The sequence below is a fragment of the Cypionkella sp. TWP1-2-1b2 genome, assembly GCF_049896245.1.
Classification (GTDB): Bacteria; Pseudomonadota; Alphaproteobacteria; order Rhodobacterales; family Rhodobacteraceae; genus Cypionkella.
In genome coordinates this window covers 60,584-82,036 of sequence record NZ_JAFCTX010000002.1, presented here as the reverse complement: position 1 = coordinate 82,036, position 21,453 = coordinate 60,584, and the positions used below count along the sequence as shown (strand labels likewise).

The window sequence follows — 21,453 nt, the reverse complement described above, 5'->3', positions numbered from 1 at the left end:
CTGTTCAAACTTGGCCTGCCCAAGCTGAACCTATTCAAACTCTTGCGCCGCCAGCGCGCGTGCGATTTCCGCCCGCACCAGCTTGCGTATATTCCGGGTGATCCGCTCGCCCATTTTGCCCGCCAGTTCTTCGCGCAGCATGTCACGCACCAATTCGCGCAACACGTCTTCGTCAAATCGCATCGCCTGATCGAACGCGTCGTCGTCGTCCGCCGCATCCGGCTCGGCGAGTGCCGCCAGCACACTGGCTTCGGCGGCATCGGCCCAAACCGGATCAGGCTCTAGCGTGCCATGCAGCGGCGCTATGGCGGCCTCAGCCTCATCGTCCTGGCCGATCTCATCCGCTTGCGCCCAAGCCGGAGTTTGCGCCGGGGCAGCCGCCGCAGCCGCGTGATACTCAAAATGATCATGCGGCGCGGCGCCCGCCTCATCCGACGCCAGCGGCTCATCCGGCAACACGTCATCCAAAGCGTCATCGGCAGGCAGCGACCATGGATTGGTCAAGCCGATATCGGCGGCCATATCCGGCTGCGGCGCAGAGTCGCCAATTTCCGCTTCCCAATCATCCGGGCTTGCGTCCACAGCAGCACCTACGCTGGCCACGACACCGCCCAAGCCACTGCCCAAGCCATTGCGCTGAGTATCCGGTGGGGCATCCATCAGGTTTGATCTCGGCACCGCAACAAACATCGGCACAGGATCGGGCAGTTCAGCCTCGGTCTGCACCACCCGCAACGCCGGGGTCAGGATCAGTTTATCGCCCGCAGCCACCGCCAGCTTTGGAGCGGGCCGCATGTCATCCGACACCAGCCTGCGGATAGAGGACAGCACATCCTCAATCTCGGTCGAACTCAACGGCTCTGACATTAACGGCGCCCTACGCATTTCAAACTCTGCTCTTCATCGGCAGTCTAGCGACAGAAGCCACGCATGACAAGGAATTGGCGCATTACCGAGAACGATCAAGCGGATAGACTGCCGACGAGTTTAATGAAAACCGCCCCCGCGCCGCATCCGGGCAGGGGCCGCTTACACCCTACGCATATCTGAAACGGCTTAGTTGCCGATTTTCTCCAGAATCTTGTCCAGCCGCTTGCCGCGCGTCGAAGTCAGCGGCGCTGTCTTGACGGCGTTATAATAGGCTTCTGGATCGTAGGTGGTGATGCCAAGGTTCAACTGTTCCGCCGTCAACTGCCCCATGGTGGACAGCAACTGATAGACGCCGACATAGCGGCTGGCTTCGGATTGCAGCTTGGCCGCCCGCGCGTTCAGCAATTCCTGCTCGGCGTTCAGCACGTCCAAAGTGGTGCGCGCACCCAAAGTGGCTTCCTCGCGCACGCCGTCAAACGCCTTTTGCGCCGCCGTCACCTGCAAACCACCGGCCTCGATCGAGGCCTGCTGCACGATTACGTTCGACCATGCCTGACCGACACCTTCGGACACATCCACCACCGCCTGCAACTGCGCCGCAGCCGAAGATTCCTTGCCCGCCAAGGCCTGCCGATACAAAGCCGAGCGTTCGCCGCCCTGATAGATCGTATCGCTGAACCGGATTCCGGCGACGGTATTGCCCGATCCCGACAACCAATCCTCGTTGACAGTAAGAGAACTGCTTACCGTCGGCAGGAAGGCGGCTTCGGCGATCTTGACCCGAATATCCGAGATTTTCACCTCATGACCGGCCTGTTTGATCACCGGATGGTTGCGCACCGCGATTGCGCGCGCGGCTTCTTCCGATTTGGCGGCAAACGGCAACTTCGGCAGACCCGCCAGCTTGCCGGGGTAATGGCCAATCGCCGCCTTGTAGCGCTCACGCGCGACTTCCAACGCACCCTGCGCCGCAGCCAGACCCGACTGCGCGGCAGCCCGGCGTGCTTCGGCCAAGGATACATCGGTCAGCGTCACTTCGCCCACATCAAAGCGGTCTTTCGCCGCCTGCAATTCCTGGCTGATCAGCCGGACGTTGGATTGCCGAAGCGCTACGATTTCCGCCTGCAAACGCAGGTCAACATAGGCCGAAACGGCGGCTAACAAGACCTGCTGCTCGACGTTCACCAAAAGCTCACGCGTCGCAAGCACGCTTTCACGCGCCACATCGACCGCCATCTTGCCGCGCCCGCCTGCATAGATCAGGAAGGTCGCGCTCAGCTGCGCCGAAGCATCGGTAGACTCGGTGTACACAGGCGCGCCGACCGGAGTGCCAAAAAGATTGGTGCGAAACGCATTGTCAAGCTTGGTCCGACTCGCCTGCGTGGCAAAACTGATCACCGGACGCAACTGTGCCAAAGCCACCGCGGCATCTTCATCCGCCGCGCGCAGCACAGCCTGATTTTTATCCAGCAAATGCGAGGTTTTATAGGCCGAGATCAGCGCATCCGCCAAAGTCTCGGACTGTGCGGCAGGGGCCACCACCATTGCCGCCGTCACCGCCACTGCTGCCCAGAACTTCTGCATCACGCCCTCATATTTCGTTGCGCGTTGTGCGCTTGTTGTCAGTGGCCAGATCACGCCCGGCCCCCCGTCTGTCTGTTACAGCGCAAAAGCCGCGATTTTGGCGAAGCCCGGCAAGATCGGAGCCGTGGCGTTAAACGAAAACCGCCACGTCACCCTGCCATCAGCCTTATGGCCGATCTTCACCGACCCCAGCGCACCCTGCATGAAAATCGCGGCGATCCGACCGCCTTCGGCCAGTTGCGCAAGCAGCGCCTCGGGCACGTCCTGTACGCCGCCTTCGATCAGGATCACATCATACGACCCCGCAGCACCCGCCTCCAGCGGCCCCGTCACCACGCAGACGTTACCCGCGCCGAAACTCGCCTGCGCCGCACCCGCCAGCCCTGCGTCGGATTCAACCATCACCACCGAGGCCAGCATCCGCCCCAGCACCGCAGCACCATAGCCCAAACCACCCGCGATATACAAAGCGCGGTCCGTCGGCTGCACATCAAGCGCATCCAGCATCTTGGCCAAGGTGCGGGCTTCCACCATCACCCGGCCATTGCCGATCTCAAGGTTCTCACCGACATAAGCCGCCTCGGATTTCGAATGTGGCACATAGGCCTCGCGCGGCACCGCAAGCATCGCCGCGATAATGGGGAATTTTGTGACATCAGACGGGCGCACTTGCGTGTCGACCATCATCACGCGGCGGGCAGAAAAATCGCTCATATGGCTAAACTCACCAGTCTAGTTTGCGTCTCTTTCCTCCTGCCACATCTGACCCGACAGAGCAACGCCCCATCGCAACCGCGGATAGATTGTGACCGGATGTTGCCGTTTAAACCGCAGATGCGCCGTTAAATCTGGCACCCGCCCAAGTTGCCGCCCGTGTGCCCAACTCTTTGAATTTCACCGTTGCCGCTTCCAATTTGCCCCGCCAGATCGGATCGGGCTGCTGGCCTTCGGTCACTTTGAAGAACACCTGCAACAGGCAGGCAATCGCAAACGGCTCAATCAGCGCCGCTTTCACCGCCCAAGCGAACAGAATGGCAAACACAAACCCGCCCGCCGACCATGATCCGGGGATCAGATAAACCACCAAAGCCGCTGGGGCCAGCATCACCAGAAACACCACAACCGACAGCCCATAGCTGAACAAAGTCAGCCAAGCCGCATTGATCAGCAGGGGCCTTGCGTTCTGCGCATACAGCACCAGCCCGTCTTGCGCTGAACTCCAAGGATTTTCCGCCTTAGTCTGAATGCCATGCGCCAAAATCACCTCATCGACCAGTCCCACCGAGACTCGCAAGTAAGCCCGCACCACCCCCATCAGCTGATCCACCCCCGGAATTGGCAGAAACCCCAAAATCCCCTGCATCAGCCCGGTGATCACCCCGACCACGCCCTTGATCAGTTTATCCAGTGCAAACAAGGCCGAGGCCTCGCCGAACCGCGCCTTCACCACCGCCGTCGCATGGTCAATCTGCCCGCGCCCGCCCGGCACCTGCCCGCCCTGCATGATCTCGACCATCACCGCGATATGGCCGGCCTTCACGATGTAAAGAATATAGTCGCGCACGAAAAACAGCACCCCCGCCGTCGCCGCAAAGCCAAACAAACCGCCGTAGAAGGTCGAGTTGATCTGGAAATCACCATCGCCAAACGCGCCAACACCCCAGCCAATCCCGGCCCCCGTTCCCGTCGCCAAAATGAACGCCGCCGAGATGCCAAAATACACGATCACCCGAAACAGCACAAAAGGCGCGGTCTTGCGCATCAGGCCAAGCGCCTGCGCCATTGAAAAATCCCACATATCCGTCTCCAAATAATTCGGTCCAAAACCATGCCAGAATTCGCCTGAGCGGCGCGCAATGCAAGGAAATTTATCATCGCGATTTCAGGGGAAGTTTTCACGCAAGGCCAGATCGAAACCGATCCTTAACCCCTGCCCCCACATCCTGGCCAGACAAAGCCGCAACAGGAGAATCCGATGCAAAACCTAAAGCCCGCCGATGAATTATCCGAAATCCGCGCCACACTCGTCCGCTTGCAAGCCCGCGAAGCCAGCCTTTGCGCCGCCTTGCAACAGGAAACCCCAACATTGCCCAAACCCCGGCCCGGCTGGCCGATCCGGCGCAAGACAGAAGGATTGCACTAGGTGGGCATGGCGAAACAATGCTCAAAACAGACAAAACCGCGTAAAGATCGCATCTCACCCCTACATATTGTGGTAGGTTCACAGAAATAACACAAGTCATTCCCCGCTGGGAACAACTTCAGATCAAAATATCGACGCGTCCGATACCCTAGAAAACTATGTTACGGCCCCACGGGCTAAGCGCCCTAAGTGCCGTCGCGCAGCCGGAACCGCTGAATTTTCCCGGTCTGCGTCTTCGGCAAAGCCTGCACAAAATGCACGGAACGCGGATATTTATACGGCGCGATCACCCGTTTGACGTGATCTTGCAGCGCCTTCACCATCAAAGCATCGCCCACACGGCCCTGCGCCAACACCACATGCGCCTCGACAATCTGACCGCGTTCCTCGTCCGCCCGCCCGATCACCGCACATTCCAGCACATCCGCATGTGACAGCAACGCCGCTTCCACCTCTGGCCCTGCGATATTATAGCCCGCCGAGATGATCATATCGTCCGAGCGCGCAGCAAAATGGAACCGCCCGTCTTCATCCTGCCAGAAACTATCCCCGGTCAGGTTCCAGCCATCTTTCACGTACTTTGCCTGCCGATCATCGGCCAGATAGCGACACCCGGTCGGCCCGCGCACCGCCAAACGGCCCACCTCACCACGCGGCAGTTCCGCCATATCCGGCCCGACAACCCGCGCTTCATACCCCGATACCGGTCGCCCGGTGCAGCCCGGACGATGATCTTCAAACCGATTGGTCAGGAAAATATGCAACATCTCGGTGGCACCAATGCCATCCAGCATCGGCTTGCCGGTTTTCGCCATCCACTCGTCATAGACCGGTGCCGGCAAAGTCTCCCCCGCAGAGACAGCCGCCCGAAGCGAGGATAAATCCGCCCCCGCCGCCATCGCTTTCAGCATCACCCGGTACGCCGTCGGCGCGGTAAAACACACCGTCGCTTTGTGGGTCTGGATCAACTCGATCATATTGCCGGGCGTCGCCTGCTCCAACAAAGCCGCCGCCGCACCAAACCGCAACGGAAACACCGCGAGGCCGCCCAGACCAAAGGTGAACGCCAGGGGCGGCGAGCCTACAAACACATCCTGCGGCGTGACGTTCAAAACCTCTTTCGCATAGCCATCCGCGATGATCAGAATATCGCGGTGAAACGCCATCGCCCCCTTCGGCTCGCCCGTGGTGCCAGAGGTAAAGCCGATCAGCGCCACGTCATCGCGCCCCACCGGCGGCGGCGTAAACCGCACCGATTTCGACAAAGCCGCCCGGTCCAGTTCCGCATCGTGGTTCGCCGTGCCGTCAAAGCCGACCACGGTTTTCAGATATCCCGAGGTTTTGGCGCAGGCCACCAACTCCTCCATCAACCGTGTGTCGCACAAAGCCAAAGCGATCTCGGCCTTATCAACAATCTGGCCCAATTCCCCCGCCCGTAGCATCGGCATGGTATTGACCACCACCGCCCCGGCCTTGGTCGCAGCCAACCAGCACGCCACCATCGCGGGATTGTTGGCAGACCTGATAAGCACACGATTGCCGGGTTTTATGCCGTAGTCCTCAACCAACACATGCGCCAAGCGGTTCGACCAATCGGTCAGCTCTTTATAAGTGCGCTGCCGCCCGTTGCCGATCAAAGCCGTGTGGTCGCCAAAGCCCTTTTCCACCATCTTATCGGTCAGCTCAACCGCCGCGTTCAGGTATTCCGGGTAGTCAAAGCCACCCAGCAAAAACTCCGGCTGCTGATCCTGCGGTGGCAGGCGGTCGCGGGTGAAGCTATCGCTATGTCCTGATGGCCCCAACATTCAAGCCCCCTCCGGGATAACAGCCGTCGCTTCAATCTCAATTTTCGCCCGATCCTCGACCAAAGCCACCACCTGCACCAAAGCCATCGCCGGATAATGCCGCCCGATCACCGCCTTATAAACCGCGCCCAGGCCCTTTAGATTGCTGAGGTATTCGTTTTTGTCGGTGACATACCACGTCAAACGTACAAGATGCTCCGGCTTGGCCCCGGCACAGGCCAGCACCTCGACAATCCCCTCTAAGGCCGTCTCAACCTGCCCAACGAAATCATCGGACTCGAACTCCTGATCGGCGTTCCAGCCGATCAGCCCGCCGGTGAAAACCATCCGCCCCGAGGCCGCCATACCATTGGCATACCCCCGCGCAGGCTTCCAGTTTTTCGGATGCAAAACCTCATGGCTCATGCCGCGTCCTCCATATAATTCGCCAAACGCGCCCGCATCTCATCCGGCCAAGCCGTTGATTTCATGCCGTCAATCCACACCAAAGTCATCGCCACACGCAGCCGCAACTCAGTGCCCATATGGCCCTCAATTTTCAAGCCAACCGAGGATCGTCCCAGCTTTTCAACCGCCAATGAAAACAGCACCTTATCGCCGAGCCGCGAGGGGGCCACAAACTCCGCCTCAAGCGCCACAGTCGGCACGCCATTATGCGCCGCCTCCCGACTTCCAAACCCGTGCATCGCGGCAAAACTCCGCCCGACCACATCGTTGAAAAAATTCTCGACGACCGAGTTGGTCATCTCAAAATAGCGCGGATAAAACACGATGCCTGCCGGGTCGCAGTGGTTGAATTCGATCTGAATTTCACGCGTGTAGCTCATCCGAGGATACTCCGCGCAATCACGATGCGCTGCACATCCGAAGCCCCCTCATAAATCCGCAAAGCCCGGATTTCGCGGTATAAAGCCTCAACCGCAAAGCCATGCCGTACGCCATCGCCGCCATGCAGTTGCACCGCCATATCAATCACCTTCTGCGCCGCTTCGGTGGCATAAAGCTTGGCCATCGCGGCTTCACGGCTGACCCGAGCCGCGCCCTGATCCTTCACCCAAGCCGCCCGATAGATCAGCAAAGCCGAGGCATCCACCTGCAAGGCCATATCCGCCAAATGCCCCTGCACCATCTGCAATTCGCTTAAAGCCGCCCCCTGAATCCGCCGCGATTGCACCCGCGCCAAAGCCTCATCCAGCGCCCGGCGCGCAAAGCCCAAAGCCGCAGCGCCGACGGTCGAGCGGAACACATCCAGCACCGACATCGCGATCTTAAATCCATCCGCCGCCCGACCGATCAGCGCGGTTTCAGGCAAGGTCACATCGCGCAACGCCAGATGCGCCAACGGATGCGGCGCAATCACCTCAATCCGCTCGACCACGCGAAGCCCCGGCGTATCCGCAGGCAGCAAAAACGCCGACAGCCCCTTCGCACCCGGAGCCTCGCCCGTCCGCGCGATGATCACATAAACATCGGCAATCCCGCCGTTCGAGATATAGGTTTTCTCGCCGTTCAGCACCCAGCCCTGCGGCCCGCGCACCGCCGTTGTCGCGGTCGCCGCCACATCCGATCCCGACCCCGGCTCGGTCAAAGCAAAGCCCGCAATCGCCGTCCCCGCCCGCGTCCGCCCCAGCCATTCGCGCTGTGGGTCCGAACCGAAAAGCGACACCGCCCCCATGCCAAGCCCCTGCATCGCAAAGGCAAAATCCGCCAAACCATCATGCCGCGCCAAAGTCTCACGGATCAGACACAGACTGCGCACGTCCAGCTTTTCGCCAAGCCCAGCACCGGAGTGCTGCAACCAACCGCCCGCCCCCAGCATCGCCACCAAGCTGCGGCAAGCGGCATCCACGTCGCCGTGATCGACAGGCAGATGCGACGCACACCAAGTCTCCAAACCCGCCGCCAACGCCCGGTGACGGTCCTCAAAAAACGGCCAGCTTAGGAAACTCTGATCGGGCACGGTTCATCCTCTCTGCTCAAATATCTCGGGGTACGGGGCTGAGCCCCCGGTGATCAATCCCCCGCGAAAACCGGCTTTTCCTTGGCCACGAACGCGCGATATGCCCGCTCAAAATCCTGCGTCTGCATGCAAATCGCCTGCGCCTGCGCTTCGGCCTCGATGGCAGCCAGCAGCCCCATATCCCACTCCTGCAGCAGTTGCGTCTTGGTCACGCCATGCGCAAAGCACGGCCCCGCCGCCAGTCGCCGCGCCAGAACCAGCGCCTCGGCCTCCAGCGCACCCGCGCCGTGCAAAGCGTTCCAGAACCCCCAGCGCTCACCCTCGGCAGCCGTCATCACCCGGCCCGTGTAAAGCAATTCCGCCGCCCGCCCCTGCCCGATGATCCGTGGCAGCATCGCACAAGCGCCCATATCGCAGCCCGCAAGCCCGACCCGCGTGAACAGGAACGCGCATTTCGCTTCCGGCGTCGCCAGCCGCAGATCAGCCGCCATCGCAAGGATCGCCCCCGCCCCAACAGCCACGCCATCCACTGCCGCAATGATCGGTTTCCCGCAGGAAATCATCGCCTTGACCAGATCGCCGGTCATCCGGGTGAAGGCTAGCAGATCCTTCATCGGCAGCCCGATCAACGGCCCGATGATGTCATGCACGTCGCCGCCCGAGCAGAAATTGCCGCCGTTCGACGCCAGCACCACCACATCGACGTCCTCGGCGTAGACCAGATCGCGAAACAGATCGCGCAACTCGGCGTAGCTATCAAACGTCAGCGGGTTCTTGCGCTCGGGTCGGTTCAACCGCAGCACGGCGACTCGATCCGAGACTTCCCACAGAAAATGCGCAGGCTTAAAATCCGCCAGTTTCATGCTTTTCCCATCCGCTTCAAAATCTCGGTCAAGCTGTCCAAATCGGCTTCGGACAGCCCGCCAAACAGCCGGTCCACCTCACGCTCGTGGTCGCTCGCCAGCCCTTCAAAATCAGCCAAACCCTGCGGTGTCAGCGCGACAAACACCGTGCGGCGATCCTGATCACTTTGGGTGCGCAGAACGAGGCCGTCCTTTTCCAACCGATCCACCACCGCCGTCGCATTGCCGTTCGAAACCAGAAGCATCCGCGACAATTCACTCATCGTCACGCCATCCCGCCGCCGATACAAAGCCGCCAGCACGTCAAAACGTGGCAGAGTGGTGTCGTGTTTCACCCGCAGAAACTCGCGCAGATGGCTTTCCGAACTGCGCGTCACCCCCAGCATCCTGATCCACATTTTCAGGCGGCGCTTTGACAGATCACTCACAACTCCCCCCCCGCAATGGTTAGTGCCTGCCCGTTGACGCCTTCCGAGCCCGCCCCACACAGAAACAACGCCATCGCGGTGACTTCCGAAGCAGCGATCAGCCGCCCCTGCGGGTTGATCTCGGCCAAGACTGCCCGCGCTTCTGCCAAGGATTTCCCGGTCTTCTCGGCAATCACCTCAACCGAGTGATCGGTCATCGGTGTGTCCAGAAACCCCGGACATATCGCGTTCACCGTCACCGGACGCTTGGCAATTTCCAAAGCCAAAGATCGCGTCAGCCCGATCACGCCATGCTTTGCCGCAGCATAGGGGGCAACCTTGGCATAGCCTTTCAGCCCGGCGGTGGATGCGACCGAGATCAACCGCCCCCAGCCCGGCATCTGGTTCAACCCGTCACGCAGGGTCAAAAACACGCCCGTAAGGTTCACCGCAATCATCGCATTCCACTGTGCCAGCGAGGTCTTCGCCATCACCGTAGAATCCGCGGCCCCGGCATTGGCGATCACCACATCGCATGGCCCGGCTTGGGCAAACATCGCCCGCACCGAGGCTTCATCCGTCACATCCGCCTGCACCGCCCGGATACCCGGCGCGCGCGCCACAACCGCCTGCAACGCCTCAATCCGACGCCCCGCGATCACCACTTCGGCCCCCGCTTGCGCGAAGCCCAGCGCAAGGTTCTCGCCTGCACCCGAGCCGCCCCCGGTGATCAAAACGCGTTTGCCAGCCAGACTGATACCCGGCCCACTCATACCCGGATCACGCCTTCCGATTTCTGCACCAAGCGCTGCGCCTGATCGCGGCCCGCATAATAGGGCTTCGGCCATTGCGTGCCTGTGTCGCCCAAGCTTACCGACTGATGCAAAGTCCAATAGGGGTCGGCCAGATGCGCCCGCGCGAGGCAGACCAAATCGGCACGCCCGGCCAGCAGAATCTGGTTCACCTGATCGGCCTCGGTGATATTTCCGACAGCCATCGTCGCCAGCCCCGCCTCATTCTTGATGCGATCCGAGAACGGGGTTTGGAACATCCGACCATACACAGGCTTGGCATCGGTCGAGGTCTGACCCGCCGATACGTCGATAATATCAGCACCTTCCGCCGCGAACATCTGGGCGATCTGCACAGCCTCAGCAGGCGTCACCCCACCCTCGGCCCAGTCATGCGCCGAGATTCGCACCGACATCGGCTTATGCCCCGGCCAATAGCGCCGCATCTCGCGGAACACTTCCAGCGGATAGCGCATCCGATTTTCCAAAGATCCACCGTATTCATCCTCCCGTACGTTCGACAAAGGCGAGATGAAGGATGAGATCAGATAGCCATGCGCGGCATGCAGTTCGATCATATCGAAATCCGCGCCCTCGGCCATTTCCGTTGCCTTGATGAACTGGCGCAGAACGCTGTCCATATCATCGCGGTCCATGGCTTTGGGCACTGCATTGCCCACCTGCCACGGGATCGCCGACGCACTCAGCAAAGGCCAATTCCCCGACACCAACGGTGCATCGGCATCCGCCCAGCCCACTTGCGTCGAGCCCTTCCGCCCCGAATGGCCAATCTGGCAGCAGGTCTTGGCTTTCGTCTCGGCATGGATGAAATCGTTGATCTTCTTCCACGCCAATTCATGCTTAGGCGTGTAAAGCCCGGTGCAACCCGGCGTGATGCGGCCATGCGCAGACACGCAAGTCATCTCGGTGTAAACCAGCCCAGCGCCACCCTTGGCGCGTTCGGCGTAATGCACGAAATGCCAATCGCCCGGCACACCATCGACCGCGCGATACTGTGCCATCGGCGACACCACCACCCGGTTTTCCAGCATCATGCCGCGCAACTGAAACGGCGTGAACATCGGCGCACGGCCCGGCTGACCGCCATATTGTGCTGCAAACCAATCCTCGGCGGAACGCAACCAAGCCGGGTCGCGCATCCGCAGGTTTTCATGGCTGATGCGTTGCGAACGCGTCAACAGCGAATAAGCAAACTGCGGCGCTGGCATATCGAGATAACGCTCGACCTCCTCAAACCACTCCAGGCTATTACGCGCCGCCGATTGCAGCCGCAAAACCTCCACCCGGCGTTCCGCCTGATACCGCTCAAACGCCGCCTGCATGGTGGGTTCTGCATGCAGATATTCCGCCAAAGCAATCGCGCTATCAAACGCCAGCCGGGTGCCAGAGCCGATTGAGAAATGGCTGGTCGCCGTCGCATCGCCCATCAGCACCACATTCTCGTGATACCACTGCGCGCAAATCACCCGCGGAAACTGCATCCACACCGCCGAGCCGCGCAGATGCGCGGCGTTCGACATCAGATCATGGCCGCCAAGGTGACGTTCAAAGATCTTGCGGCAGGTTTCCACGGTTTCCTCTTTTGACATCGCATCGAAGCCCCACAGCTCCCACGTATCGGGGCTACATTCGACGATGAAGGTCGCGGTATCCTTGTCAAACTGGTAAACGTGTGCCCAAACCCAGCCATATTCGGTCTTCTCGAAGATGAAGGTAAAGGCGTCATCGAACTTGGCATGTGTGCCGAGCCAGACAAACTTGCATTTGCGCACATCAATGTCCGGCTGAAACACCTCGGCATATTCGCGGCGCACAAGGCTGTTCAGGCCATCTGTCGCCACCACCAGATCATAGTCTTTGCGATATTCCTCGGCTGACTTGAACTCAGTCTCAAACCGCAGATCAACGCCCAATTCCCGCGCCCGCGCCTGCAACAAGATCAGCAGCGCCTTGCGCCCGATGCCCGCAAAACCATGCCCGCCCGACACAGTGCGCACGCCGTTATGCACCACCGCAATATCGTCCCAATAGGCGAACTGGCTGCGGATCGCCTGGGTGGAAACCGGATCATTCTTGGCCATACGGCTCAAAGCGTCATCCGACAGCACCACACCCCAGCCGAAAGTGTCATTGGCCTTGTTGCGCTCCATAACCACAACCTCATGGCCGGGGTCGCGCAGCTTCATCGAGATCGCAAAATACAGACCCGCCGGACCACCGCCCAAACACAGAACCTTCATGGCAATCCCTCCAATGCGTTTGATGCAGCCTGCCACCACGACAAAACAATTTCAAGCTTGAAATTTCTCGCTTGAAATTTTTCGCCCACCCCGCATAGTGCACTGATGGAAAACCTGATCCTCACCGCGCACCAAGGCTGGCTGCACGTCGCGCTGAACCGCCCCTCGGCGAAAAACGCGCTGAACACCGCGACGCTTGCCGCTTTGGCCGAGGCGCTGACCCAAGCCGCCACAGACCCCAATATCCGCGCTGTCCTGATTTCTGGCACCGAAGGCAATTTCGCCGCAGGCGCCGACATCACCGAAATCGCGACCAAAACCACAGCCGAGGCCGCCACCGACCCCCGCAAAGCCCATTGGGCCACCATCCGCGCCTTCCCCAAACCGCTGATCGCCGCCATCGACGGCTTTGCCCTCGGTGGCGGATTAGAACTCGCCCTGATGGCCGATCTGATCGTGCTGGGCGAGACCGCCAAACTCGGGCTGCCCGAAACCAACCTTGGCCTGATCCCCGGCGCAGGCGGCATCCAGCGCCTGCTGGCCCTGATAGGCCGCGCCCGCGCCAGCCGGATGATCCTGACAGGTGAGATCATCGACGCCCCAACTGCCCACGCCTGGGGCATCGCCGCTTACCTTGCCACAGGCTCCGCTTTGCCCGATGCGATCGCCCTCACCACCAAAATCAGCCAACGCGCGCCCATCGCCCTGCAGGCCGCCAAAGCCGCCCTCGTGACAGGCGACGAAACCGCCCGCGCCTTCACCTTGGAACGCGCGAGTTTCGAATCCCTGATGGACACCGCCGACAAAGCCGAAGGCATTAGCGCCTTCCGTGAACGGCGCAAACCCAGTTTCACAGGCGCATGATGCACCCCAGCAATCGCCCCAAAATCGGCATCATCGGTCTGGGCACAATGGGCTTGGGGATCGCGCAAGTCTTTGCGCAAGCGGGCTTTCCCACCATCGCCACCGATGCCCAGCCGCTCGCCCGCGCAAGTGCCCGACAACGCATGTCCGACGCCCTGAATGCACGTGTCACCGCCGGCAAACTTAACCCAGAGGCCCGCGATGCAACGCTGTGCAATCTGAACATCACCGCAAGCCTCGCCGAGCTCGCGCCCTGTGATCTGGTGATCGAGGCCATCATCGAGCGCCTCGATGCCAAACAGGCGCTGTTCGCCGAACTCGAAACCATCATTGCGCCAAATGCCGTGCTTGCCACCAACACCTCCTCGATCCCAGTAGCCTTTATCGCCAGCACCGCACAACATCCAGACCGCATCCTTGCGCTGCATTTCTTCAATCCCCCCGCTGCTATGAAACTGGTTGAACTCGCCCCCCACGCAGGCACCTCTGCCGCAGCCCTTACCCTTGCCCGGGAAATCACCGAAACCGCCGGAAAAACCGTAGTCCAATGCCCCGACCGCCCCGGCTTCATCGTCAACCGCTGCGCGCGCCCCTATTATGGTGAGGCCCTCGCTCTGCTGGCAGAAGGCCACCCCGCGGAAGAAATTGACGCCGCGATGATGGCCGCCGGATACCGCCTTGGCCCCTTCGCCCTGATTGACCTGATCGGCGCTGATATCAACCTCGCCGCCACCGAGGGCCTTGCAAGCGCAATGCAAAACCACCCGCGCTACCACGTCTTTGCGGCCCTTAAAGCCCAAGTCGCCAGCGGAAACTTAGGCCGTAAATCCGGCCAAGGCTTCGTTCACCCCGCGCAAACGGCACCCAAAGCCAACTCCGACATTGCCCTACGCATTGAGGCAACCCTGATCAACGAGGCCGCATGGCTGCTCGCCGAGGGTGGCACCACGCCCGAAGGCATCGACACCGCTTTGAGGCTTGGTCTCAACTTCCCACGCGGCCCGTTCGAGGCGTTAGCCCTTCACACAACCCCAAAAGTCCTCGCCACCCTGCAAAGCCTCGCAGCAAACGCCCCCGAGGCCTTGAAACCCCGCTACGCCCCAGCCCCCTTCCTCACCCGGTGAATCCCATGTCTGACGCCTATTTCCTGTACCATTCCATCGGCATGTATCCCGGCAAGACCGCCGATCTGGCCGCCGCCATGACCGAATTTGCGGACGTCTGGGGCAAGACCGATGACAGCCAATGGGCGTATGCGCTTGGCAAACGGCAGAATTTCATCGACCGCTGGCGCGCCATCCTGAACGCACCCAGCCAATCCATCACCGCCACCGAAAACGTCACCGCGGCCTTCCACGCGCTGCTGACCTCGCTGCCAACTAGCCACCTGAAGGGCCGCAAAGTGCTGGTCGGGGCCGATTGTTTCCCCTCCAACCACTTCCTTTTGAATGGCATGGCCGAGAAATACGGCTTCACCCTGCATACCGTTCCCCTGCGTCAAGGCATGGGATATGTCGAGGATGACGACTTCATCGAGGCATGGACCCCAGACGTTGGCCTCGCCTTACTGACATGGGTATCCTCGCTGACCTCGCATCGTATCGACCTGAAACGCATGGTCGCGCACGGCCGCCGCATGGGCAGCCTGATCGGCACCGATATCACCCAAGCCGCAGGCCTGATCCCCTATGACGTGATAGCGCCCGAGGTTGATTTCACCGTCTCCACCAGTCTGAAATGGATGTGCGGCACCCCCGGCGCAGGTATTCTCTATGTCAGCCCGCGCCTGACGCCGCATTGCCACCCCGAACTGCGCGGCTGGTTTTCACAATCCAACCCGTTCAACTGGGACATCACCGCCTTCCAATACGCCCCCGACATCCGCCGCTATGACAGTGGCACCCCCGGCACGATGGCAGCACTCGCCAGCCTGCCCGCTTTGGACTGGCACGCAACCCAAAACCAAACCGACCTGCTGGCCCATAACCGCCAACTGACCGCCCGGCTTATTGATGCCGCAGACGCGCTAAACCTAACCCTGCTCACCCCCCGCGCCCCCGAAAAACGCGGCGGCTCGATCATGTTGCGCCTGCCCGACAGCCATCCCGCCGCCGCTATCGTCACCGCCCTGCGCGCCCAAGGCATCACCACCGACGCCCGCAGCCAAACCCTCCGCCTCTCGCCGGGTAATCTGACGACGCTGGAAGCTACCGAAACTTTGATCGCGGCGCTGACAAAACTGCTGCGCCCTTAACCATTCATCTTGGCAAAAATACTCCCGCCAGAGGCTTCAACATCGCCTCGAAAGCCCCGGCGCAGAACAAACACCGTCTGCCAATCCCTTAATAAACCCTAAACCGCCAAAACCACCCCATTGAAAAACAACAATTTTCCAAACGGTCCCAACGCGGGACCGCATCATTCTTTCCCGTTGCCGGACTCTTCTGGCCAGCCTACCCTGCGCCCATTCATTCCCGGAGGATACCATGATCGCACCCCTAGGCTTCGACACCCTTGCCATCCACGCAGGCACCGCCCCCGACCCCGCGACGGGCGCGCGGCAGGTCCCGATCTATCAAACCACGGCCTACGTTTTCCGCGACGCCGAGCACGCCCGCAAACTTTTCGGCCTGCAAGAAGTCGGCTACATCTATTCCCGCCTGACCAACCCCACCGTCTCGGCGCTGGCCGACCGGGTCTGCGCCCTCGAAGGCGGCGCGGGGGCGATCTGCTGTTCCTCAGGTCATGCAGCGCAAATCATGGCGCTGTTTCCCCTGATGGGGCCGGGCCTGAACATCGTCGCCTCGTCGCGGCTTTATGGCGGCACGATCACCCAGTTCAGCCAGACCATCAAACGCTTTGGCTGGTCGGCGAAATTCGTCGACACCGAAGACCTGCTGGCGGTCGAACATGCCATTGATGAGAACACCCGCGCGATTTTCTGTGAGACCATCGCCAACCCCGGCGGCTATATCTCCGACCTTGATGCCCTCGCCCGCATCGCCGATCAGGCTGGCATCCCCTTGATCGTGGATAACACCACCGCCACGCCTTACCTCTGCAAACCCATCGAGCATGGTGCGACGCTGGTGGTCCATTCCGCCACCAAATACCTGACCGGCAACGGTACGGTGACGGGCGGGGTCGTGGTGGATTCGGGCAAATTCGACTGGTCAGCAAGCAATAAGTTCCCCAGCCTCAGCCAGCCCGAACCCGCCTACCATGGCCTGACCTTCCATGCGGCACTGGGTGCGATGGCCTTCACCTTCCACTCCATCGCCGTAGGGCTGCGCGATCTGGGCATGACGATGAACCCACAAGGCGCGCATTACACCTTGATGGGGATCGAAACCCTTGGCCTGCGGATGCAGCGGCATGTCGAAAACGCCAAGATTGTCGCGGAATATCTGGAGCAAGACCCTCGGGTGGAATTCGTGACCTACGCGGGGCTGCATTCCTCGCCCTACCGCAAACGCGCCGAGTCGATCACCCCGAAAGGTGCCGGGGCGTTGTTCACCTTCGCGGTGAAGGGTGGCTATGATGCCTGCGTCAAGCTGGTGGATAGTGTGAAACTGTTCAGCCATGTCGCCAATCTGGGCGATACCCGCAGCCTGATCATCCATCCGGCCTCGACCACCCACAGCCAGTTGGACGATGAAGCAAAAATCCGCTCCGGGGCCGCGCCGAATGTGGTGCGGCTGTCGATCGGGATCGAGGATGTGCGCGACATCATCGCCGATCTGGATCAGGCCTTGGCGGCAGCTACGGCGTAAAACCGACAAGCCCAGACCGTTATACAGTCTGGGCTTGCTCTTTTTGAAATACTCCCGCCGGAGGCTTCTGCGGCCAATGTCGGATGCCTCCGGCGGGAATATTTAGGCCAGTATGAAACGCAAGGTCACTCAACGATCTCATAGGTGATCGTCACCGAAGCCGTCATGCCGATCTGACCTGAGGCCACGGGAACCGCCGACGCCGCTTTGGCCTCGTCGCGGAACATTGGCATCGGCGCGCCATAGCCTGCGGCCTCGGTGATCGTCTCGATCTTGCCCAGTTTCACCCCTGCCGCCCCTGCAAACAGTTCAGCGCGGGCTTTGGCATCGGCAACGGCGGCTTTGCGCGCCTCATCCTGCGCCGGGCGTGGGGCTGCCAGATCAAAGGTGATGCCGTTCAGCGTGTTGGCACCATCAGTGATGCTGGCGTCCAGCACGGTGCCCAAAGTATCCAAGGCGCGCACCCGAACGCTGAGCATGTTTGACGCCACATAGCCCGCGATTTTCGGGGTTTGGCCTGCGTCATAACCCACCCAGTTCGGGTTCAGCGACAGGTTCGAGGTTTGCAGATCGCGGTCTTCGATCCCCGCCGATTTCAAACGGTCAATCACCGCTTGCAGCGCTTTGGAATTGGCCGCCATCGCCTCGGCTGCCGATGCGCCATCGGTGGTGACGCCCAGCGAGATCGTCGCCATGTCGGGCGTGACCTGCACGGTGCCCTCCCCCGTCACCGTGATCACATTATCGGCAAGTGCCGGGGCTGCAATCGGCAGAACAAGTGCTGCGGACAGCAGCAGGGCATTAAGAACACGCATGGGAACCTCCAAATGTTATGCGTCTTAGGTGTAGTGCTATGACGCGGCCCGCAAGCCGTTCCTTGGGCCTGGCTTGCGTTTTTCTTTCCTTCGGCAAAAAGCTGCTATAGGAAGGGCCAAACCTTGCAGCGCGCGTTTCCTGCGGTGCCCTCCTTGTGCTAGACCCGTGAAATGAAACCAGCTTTTGCACTCGACTTCCGGGATGAAACCATCAGCTTGCTGCACCGCTCTGGCGGTGGTTGGCAGTTGGTGGGGGCTGTTCCGCTTGACACGCCCGATCTGACCGAGGCATTGGGCTATCTGCGCGCCACAGCCCTTGGTCTGTCGCCGCGCGGGATGACCACCAAGCTGGTGATCCCGAATGACCAGATCCTGTATCTGACCGTCCAAGCGCCAGGGCCGGATGAGGCCACGCGCCACGCGCAGGTTATGGCGGCGCTGGAAGGCCGCACACCCTATGATGTCGCCGATCTGGCGTTTGATTACACCGGGACGGGGCCAGACGGAACTGGGCCAGAAGTGCAGGTGGCGGTGATCGCCAAAGAGACCTTGGCCGAGGCGGAAAGTTTTGCCGCTGCGCATCGCTTGAACCCGATTGCCTTCGTCGCTGCCCCCGAGCCTGACAGCTTTGCGGCAGAGCCTTGGTTTGGCCTGTCGTCGCTGGCCCCGTCGCTGATCCCGAAAGGCGCAAAAGTCGAGCGCGACAGTCGCCCGGTGATGATCGTGGCGCGCAACTTTGGCACTGCGGCGCATGCGGTAGAAGCTGTTGTTGACGCGCCGATTGCAGCGGCCGCTTCGATCGCGAAAAATGCGCCCGAGACTGAGGTGGATTTCGCGCCCGAGGGTGTGGTGGAGCCTGAGGGTGTGATTGAGCCTAAGGTTTTGGTCGAGCCTGAGGTTTTGGTCGAGCCTGAGGTTGCGGAATATGTGGCTACGATAGAGCCAGAAGTTCTGGTTGAGCCCGAACCAGATGATTTGCCCGAGGTGGAAATCCGCCCCGAGCCCGACAACCTGCTTGCGGCGCACTCTGTGGTTGAGGCCGAAGTCTATGTCGCAACACCCGAAGATATCCCGCCCGCAGCGGATGCGCCGAAAGAACCCTGGCTGCCTGCAGAGAATGGGTCGCGCGCCGGATATGAAGATGACGCGCCGCCCGCGCCCGCGCTGGATGACGACAACGCATTGATTGCCGCCCTTGCCGATACGCTGTCGGCCCCGATCCCGCAGCCTGCACCGCCCCCGCCCGCCCCACTTGCTCCCCGCAAGCCGGTGGTCGAGGTGGAAGAAGCGCCGATGGCTTTGGATGTCTCCGATGATGCGGCTGAGGGTGATGACGAGCCGCAGGGTGCCGAGGCGATCCGGGCTGCGATTTCGGCCAAGGCGGCACGGGTGATTGATCCGGTCATCGCCGATGATTTGCCGCCGATGCCTGCGGCGGCGGCTTTGGGTGCGTTCTCCAGTCGCCGTCAGGGCAATGAGGAGCCGCTGCTGAACAAAGCCCCGCCACTCGGGGCGGCAAAAGCTGGGGTGCCGCGCCCGGCTGCGGCAAAGCCGTTGGCTGGGATGCAAGGCTTTGGAGCGCAAGGCTTGGGGGCTCAAGGCTTGGGGACGCAAGGATCGGGGCTAGCACGTGCGCCGATGTCAAAACCGGATTTGGCCGTAAAGTCAGCAAAGCCCAGCAAACCCGGTTTGCGCGGCCTGTCGGCCTTGGTTTCGGGGTCAAGTGCTGCCGCCTCGAAACCCCGCAGCAAGGTTGCGATCCCTTCAGCCCTACCGCCGCTGAAATCCAGCGATGCTGCGGCAGCAGGCCCGCCCAAGCCGCAGGGGACGCGCCCCGCTGCGGCACGCGGCCCCGGTGGCTTTGCGGCCCGCGAACCGGTGCGCGGCAAACCGCGTTATCTCGGGCTGCTGCTGACGGTGGTCTTGCTGTTCCTGCTGGCAATGATTGCGGCTTGGTCTTCCTATTCGCTGGGCGCGTGGAACACCGGGACAGATGCGCCAGTGCAGGTTGGCGCGGACAATCCAGACGGCACGGACGTTAATGCGACCGAGATGCCGGATGCGAATGATGAGATGCTCGCCGATATGCAGGACCCGGCAGAGCTGTCGGAAACCGCTTCGGCCAGCGAACCAGCCGCGCCCGTGGTGGATGGCGGCGTGGCTTCGCCCGATGCTGCGGATTTGACCGGCACCAGCGCCGAACCTGCGCCGGCTGTGGATATCGCCGCTGAGACCACAGCCCCGGTGAACCCGACGGCGGGCACCGATGATGAGATTTTCCTCGCCTCGATGGATGCAGCGCCCCTGCCGCCCGATCCGTTGTCGTTGGAGCAGCCGCTGGCGCAGGGCGATCAGATGCCAGCCGCACAGCCAGCGCCGCCGCCGTTTGGCACGGTGTATCAGTTTGAAGCCAATGGCGCGATCACGCCGACGCCCGAGGGGATCATAACGCCTGAGGGCGTTTTTCTGCGGGCGGGCAAGCCATCACGGGTGCCAACCGCGCGGACCGAGGCAGTAATCGCGGCGGCGGCTGCCGCAAAACCGGCAGTTGCGGACGCGGCGCTGCCGGATGCGGTGGCCGGTGCAACGGCTGCTCAGACCGTTTATGCCGACCCGGCCTTGGCAGGCAAAAAGCCAAAAACCCGACCCGAGGGGCTGACGCCACCCGCAGCCGCCGATCAGGGCGCATTGGCCCCCGAAGTCGATAGCCGCCTTGCTGGGCTGCGCCCGACCGCCCGCCCCGCGACGATCCTGTCAGCCGGACGCCAAGCGCAGCAAGCCTCGGCTGCGGCCTCGCTGACAGCACAGGCTGAAGTGCTGACCCAAGATGCGGCCTTAACCAGCGGCTCGAAGCTGGCAGTGGCGATCAGCCGCAAACCTGCCGCGCGCCCGCGTGATCTGAGCCGCACGGTGGAAGCCGCAGTGGCCGCCGTTGCCCGCGAACCAGAGCCCGAACGCGCCGCAGAACCGCAGCCGCGACTGGCCGCGATCCCCGACAAGAACTCCAGCGCCGAAGCCGATGGTGAGCCGGAAGTGGCCTCTGCCGCGCCAAGGATTCCAACCAAGGCGACAGTGGCCAAGCAGGCGACGTTCAAGAACGCGATCAACCTCTCAAAGCTGAATCTGATCGGGGTTTATGGAACGCAATCAAAGCGTTACGCCTTGGTGCGTACCGCAGCGGGGCGCTATAAAAAGGTCCGTGTCGGCGATACGATTGATGGCGGCGGCAGGGTGGCCGCGATCACCGCCACCGAAGTACGCTATCAAAAAGGCGGCCGTCTGGTGGCCTTGGCGATGCCGAAAGGCTAGAACGGTTG

Annotated in this window: 19 protein-coding genes; 6 read left to right on the top strand and 13 right to left on the bottom strand. The window is 61.5% G+C overall.

The features are described from left to right. Window positions 1-30: 30 nt before the first annotated feature. The 4 genes from ACP7AP_RS01590 to ACP7AP_RS01575 all read right to left on the bottom strand — a co-directional run bounded on the left by ACP7AP_RS01590 (window position 31) and on the right by ACP7AP_RS01575 (window position 4,252). Complete coding sequence (locus ACP7AP_RS01590; protein WP_426031550.1) at window positions 31-867, bottom strand: hypothetical protein; 837 nt, start codon at window positions 865-867, stop codon at window positions 31-33. Window positions 868-1,056: 189 nt separating this feature from the next. Beyond that, a complete protein-coding gene (locus ACP7AP_RS01585) occupies window positions 1,057-2,454 on the bottom strand; it encodes a TolC family outer membrane protein (protein ID WP_426031548.1) in 1,398 nt (465 codons plus the stop codon). Window positions 2,455-2,529: 75 nt separating this feature from the next. Then, window positions 2,530-3,168 carry a protein-L-isoaspartate O-methyltransferase family protein gene (locus ACP7AP_RS01580; RefSeq protein WP_426031546.1) on the bottom strand — a complete coding sequence of 213 codons (639 nt, stop codon included), beginning with the start codon at window positions 3,166-3,168 and terminating at the stop codon, window positions 2,530-2,532. A gap of 109 nt (window positions 3,169-3,277) precedes the next feature. Then, a complete protein-coding gene (locus ACP7AP_RS01575; RefSeq protein ID WP_426031544.1) occupies window positions 3,278-4,252 on the bottom strand; it encodes a hypothetical protein in 975 nt (324 codons plus the stop codon). A 177-nt stretch (window positions 4,253-4,429) separates the two neighbouring features. Here ACP7AP_RS01575 and ACP7AP_RS01570 point away from each other — a divergent pair, with 177 nt between their 5' ends. Next, window positions 4,430-4,597, top strand: a complete 168-nt coding sequence (locus tag ACP7AP_RS01570; protein WP_426031542.1) for a hypothetical protein — start codon at window positions 4,430-4,432, stop codon at window positions 4,595-4,597. Between the two features lie 185 nt (window positions 4,598-4,782). On the opposite strand, the gene ACP7AP_RS01565 is transcribed toward ACP7AP_RS01570, so the two are convergent. The 8 genes from ACP7AP_RS01565 to ACP7AP_RS01530 are packed head-to-tail and all read right to left on the bottom strand — an operon-like array spanning window position 4,783 to window position 12,684. Beyond that, on the bottom strand, window positions 4,783-6,402 hold the full coding sequence (locus tag ACP7AP_RS01565) for an AMP-binding protein (protein ID WP_426031540.1): 1,620 nt from the start codon (window positions 6,400-6,402) through the stop codon (window positions 4,783-4,785). Then, window positions 6,403-6,807, bottom strand: coding sequence for a RidA family protein (locus ACP7AP_RS01560; protein WP_426031538.1), 405 nt, complete (start codon window positions 6,805-6,807; stop codon window positions 6,403-6,405). It abuts the gene before it with no gap. Then, window positions 6,804-7,229 carry an acyl-CoA thioesterase gene (locus tag ACP7AP_RS01555; RefSeq protein ID WP_426031536.1) on the bottom strand — a complete coding sequence of 142 codons (426 nt, stop codon included), beginning with the start codon at window positions 7,227-7,229 and terminating at the stop codon, window positions 6,804-6,806. Before ACP7AP_RS01555 ends, ACP7AP_RS01560 begins: the two co-directional genes overlap by 4 nt. Continuing rightward, window positions 7,226-8,362: an acyl-CoA dehydrogenase family protein gene (locus tag ACP7AP_RS01550; protein ID WP_426031534.1), complete on the bottom strand. Its 1,137-nt coding sequence runs from the start codon at window positions 8,360-8,362 to the stop codon at window positions 7,226-7,228. The genes ACP7AP_RS01555 and ACP7AP_RS01550 overlap by 4 nt, the downstream gene beginning before the upstream one ends. A gap of 53 nt (window positions 8,363-8,415) precedes the next feature. Then, a complete protein-coding gene (locus tag ACP7AP_RS01545) occupies window positions 8,416-9,225 on the bottom strand; it encodes an enoyl-CoA hydratase family protein (protein WP_426031532.1) in 810 nt (269 codons plus the stop codon). Next, complete coding sequence (locus tag ACP7AP_RS01540) at window positions 9,222-9,653, bottom strand: MarR family winged helix-turn-helix transcriptional regulator (RefSeq protein ID WP_426031530.1); 432 nt, start codon at window positions 9,651-9,653, stop codon at window positions 9,222-9,224. The genes ACP7AP_RS01545 and ACP7AP_RS01540 overlap by 4 nt, the downstream gene beginning before the upstream one ends. Further along, window positions 9,650-10,405, bottom strand: a complete 756-nt coding sequence (locus ACP7AP_RS01535) for an SDR family NAD(P)-dependent oxidoreductase (RefSeq protein WP_426031528.1) — start codon at window positions 10,403-10,405, stop codon at window positions 9,650-9,652. Before ACP7AP_RS01535 ends, ACP7AP_RS01540 begins: the two co-directional genes overlap by 4 nt. Then, complete coding sequence (locus tag ACP7AP_RS01530) at window positions 10,402-12,684, bottom strand: bifunctional salicylyl-CoA 5-hydroxylase/oxidoreductase (RefSeq protein ID WP_426031526.1); 2,283 nt, start codon at window positions 12,682-12,684, stop codon at window positions 10,402-10,404. The genes ACP7AP_RS01535 and ACP7AP_RS01530 overlap by 4 nt, the downstream gene beginning before the upstream one ends. Before the next feature lie 105 nt (window positions 12,685-12,789). Between ACP7AP_RS01530 and ACP7AP_RS01525 the strand changes: the two genes are divergently transcribed. The 4 genes from ACP7AP_RS01525 (at window position 12,790) to ACP7AP_RS01510 (ending at window position 17,321) form a co-directional block, all read left to right on the top strand. Next, entirely contained in the window at window positions 12,790-13,548 is a 759-nt protein-coding gene (locus tag ACP7AP_RS01525) for an enoyl-CoA hydratase-related protein (protein WP_426031524.1), read from the top strand. Next, on the top strand, window positions 13,548-14,672 hold the full coding sequence (locus tag ACP7AP_RS01520; RefSeq protein WP_426031522.1) for a 3-hydroxyacyl-CoA dehydrogenase NAD-binding domain-containing protein: 1,125 nt from the start codon (window positions 13,548-13,550) through the stop codon (window positions 14,670-14,672). The genes ACP7AP_RS01525 and ACP7AP_RS01520 overlap by 1 nt, the downstream gene beginning before the upstream one ends. 5 nt (window positions 14,673-14,677) lie before the next feature. Then, complete coding sequence (locus tag ACP7AP_RS01515) at window positions 14,678-15,802, top strand: aminotransferase class V-fold PLP-dependent enzyme (protein ID WP_426031520.1); 1,125 nt, start codon at window positions 14,678-14,680, stop codon at window positions 15,800-15,802. A 232-nt stretch (window positions 15,803-16,034) separates the two neighbouring features. Further along, window positions 16,035-17,321 (top strand): O-acetylhomoserine aminocarboxypropyltransferase/cysteine synthase family protein, encoded by a 1,287-nt coding sequence (locus ACP7AP_RS01510; RefSeq protein ID WP_426031518.1) that lies wholly within the window; start codon window positions 16,035-16,037, stop codon window positions 17,319-17,321. Window positions 17,322-17,446: 125 nt separating this feature from the next. Here the strand turns inward: ACP7AP_RS01510 and ACP7AP_RS01505 are convergent, their stop codons facing one another. Beyond that, the gene (locus ACP7AP_RS01505) at window positions 17,447-18,136 is read right to left on the bottom strand and encodes an SIMPL domain-containing protein (RefSeq protein WP_426031516.1); all 690 of its coding nucleotides are present in this window, start codon (window positions 18,134-18,136) and stop codon (window positions 17,447-17,449) included. Window positions 18,137-18,307: 171 nt separating this feature from the next. Between ACP7AP_RS01505 and ACP7AP_RS01500 the strand changes: the two genes are divergently transcribed. Beyond that, window positions 18,308-21,445: a hypothetical protein gene (locus ACP7AP_RS01500; RefSeq protein WP_426031514.1), complete on the top strand. Its 3,138-nt coding sequence runs from the start codon at window positions 18,308-18,310 to the stop codon at window positions 21,443-21,445. Window positions 21,446-21,453 lie beyond the last annotated feature (8 nt).

Excerpts from the sequence above, each read along its gene's own strand:
- ACP7AP_RS01535 (WP_426031528.1), bottom strand. The coding sequence starts at position 10,405 with ATGAGTGGGCCGGGTATCAGTCTGGCTGGCAAACGCGTTTTGATCACC.
- ACP7AP_RS01555 (WP_426031536.1), bottom strand. The coding sequence starts at position 7,229 with ATGAGCTACACGCGTGAAATTCAGATCGAATTCAACCACTGCGACCCG.
- ACP7AP_RS01525 (WP_426031524.1), top strand. The coding sequence starts at position 12,790 with ATGGAAAACCTGATCCTCACCGCGCACCAAGGCTGGCTGCACGTCGCG.
- ACP7AP_RS01580 (WP_426031546.1), bottom strand. The coding sequence starts at position 3,168 with ATGAGCGATTTTTCTGCCCGCCGCGTGATGATGGTCGACACGCAAGTG.
- ACP7AP_RS01570 (WP_426031542.1), top strand. The coding sequence starts at position 4,430 with ATGCAAAACCTAAAGCCCGCCGATGAATTATCCGAAATCCGCGCCACA.
- ACP7AP_RS01590 (WP_426031550.1), bottom strand. The coding sequence starts at position 867 with ATGTCAGAGCCGTTGAGTTCGACCGAGATTGAGGATGTGCTGTCCTCT.
- ACP7AP_RS01515 (WP_426031520.1), top strand. The coding sequence starts at position 14,678 with ATGTCTGACGCCTATTTCCTGTACCATTCCATCGGCATGTATCCCGGC.
- ACP7AP_RS01585 (WP_426031548.1), bottom strand. The coding sequence starts at position 2,454 with ATGCAGAAGTTCTGGGCAGCAGTGGCGGTGACGGCGGCAATGGTGGTG.
- ACP7AP_RS01575 (WP_426031544.1), bottom strand. The coding sequence starts at position 4,252 with ATGTGGGATTTTTCAATGGCGCAGGCGCTTGGCCTGATGCGCAAGACC.
- ACP7AP_RS01530 (WP_426031526.1), bottom strand. The coding sequence starts at position 12,684 with ATGAAGGTTCTGTGTTTGGGCGGTGGTCCGGCGGGTCTGTATTTTGCG.
- ACP7AP_RS01520 (WP_426031522.1), top strand. The coding sequence starts at position 13,548 with ATGCACCCCAGCAATCGCCCCAAAATCGGCATCATCGGTCTGGGCACA.
- ACP7AP_RS01565 (WP_426031540.1), bottom strand. The coding sequence starts at position 6,402 with ATGTTGGGGCCATCAGGACATAGCGATAGCTTCACCCGCGACCGCCTG.
- ACP7AP_RS01500 (WP_426031514.1), top strand. The coding sequence starts at position 18,308 with ATGAAACCAGCTTTTGCACTCGACTTCCGGGATGAAACCATCAGCTTG.
- ACP7AP_RS01560 (WP_426031538.1), bottom strand. The coding sequence starts at position 6,807 with ATGAGCCATGAGGTTTTGCATCCGAAAAACTGGAAGCCTGCGCGGGGG.
- ACP7AP_RS01545 (WP_426031532.1), bottom strand. The coding sequence starts at position 9,225 with ATGAAACTGGCGGATTTTAAGCCTGCGCATTTTCTGTGGGAAGTCTCG.
- ACP7AP_RS01510 (WP_426031518.1), top strand. The coding sequence starts at position 16,035 with ATGATCGCACCCCTAGGCTTCGACACCCTTGCCATCCACGCAGGCACC.
- ACP7AP_RS01505 (WP_426031516.1), bottom strand. The coding sequence starts at position 18,136 with ATGCGTGTTCTTAATGCCCTGCTGCTGTCCGCAGCACTTGTTCTGCCG.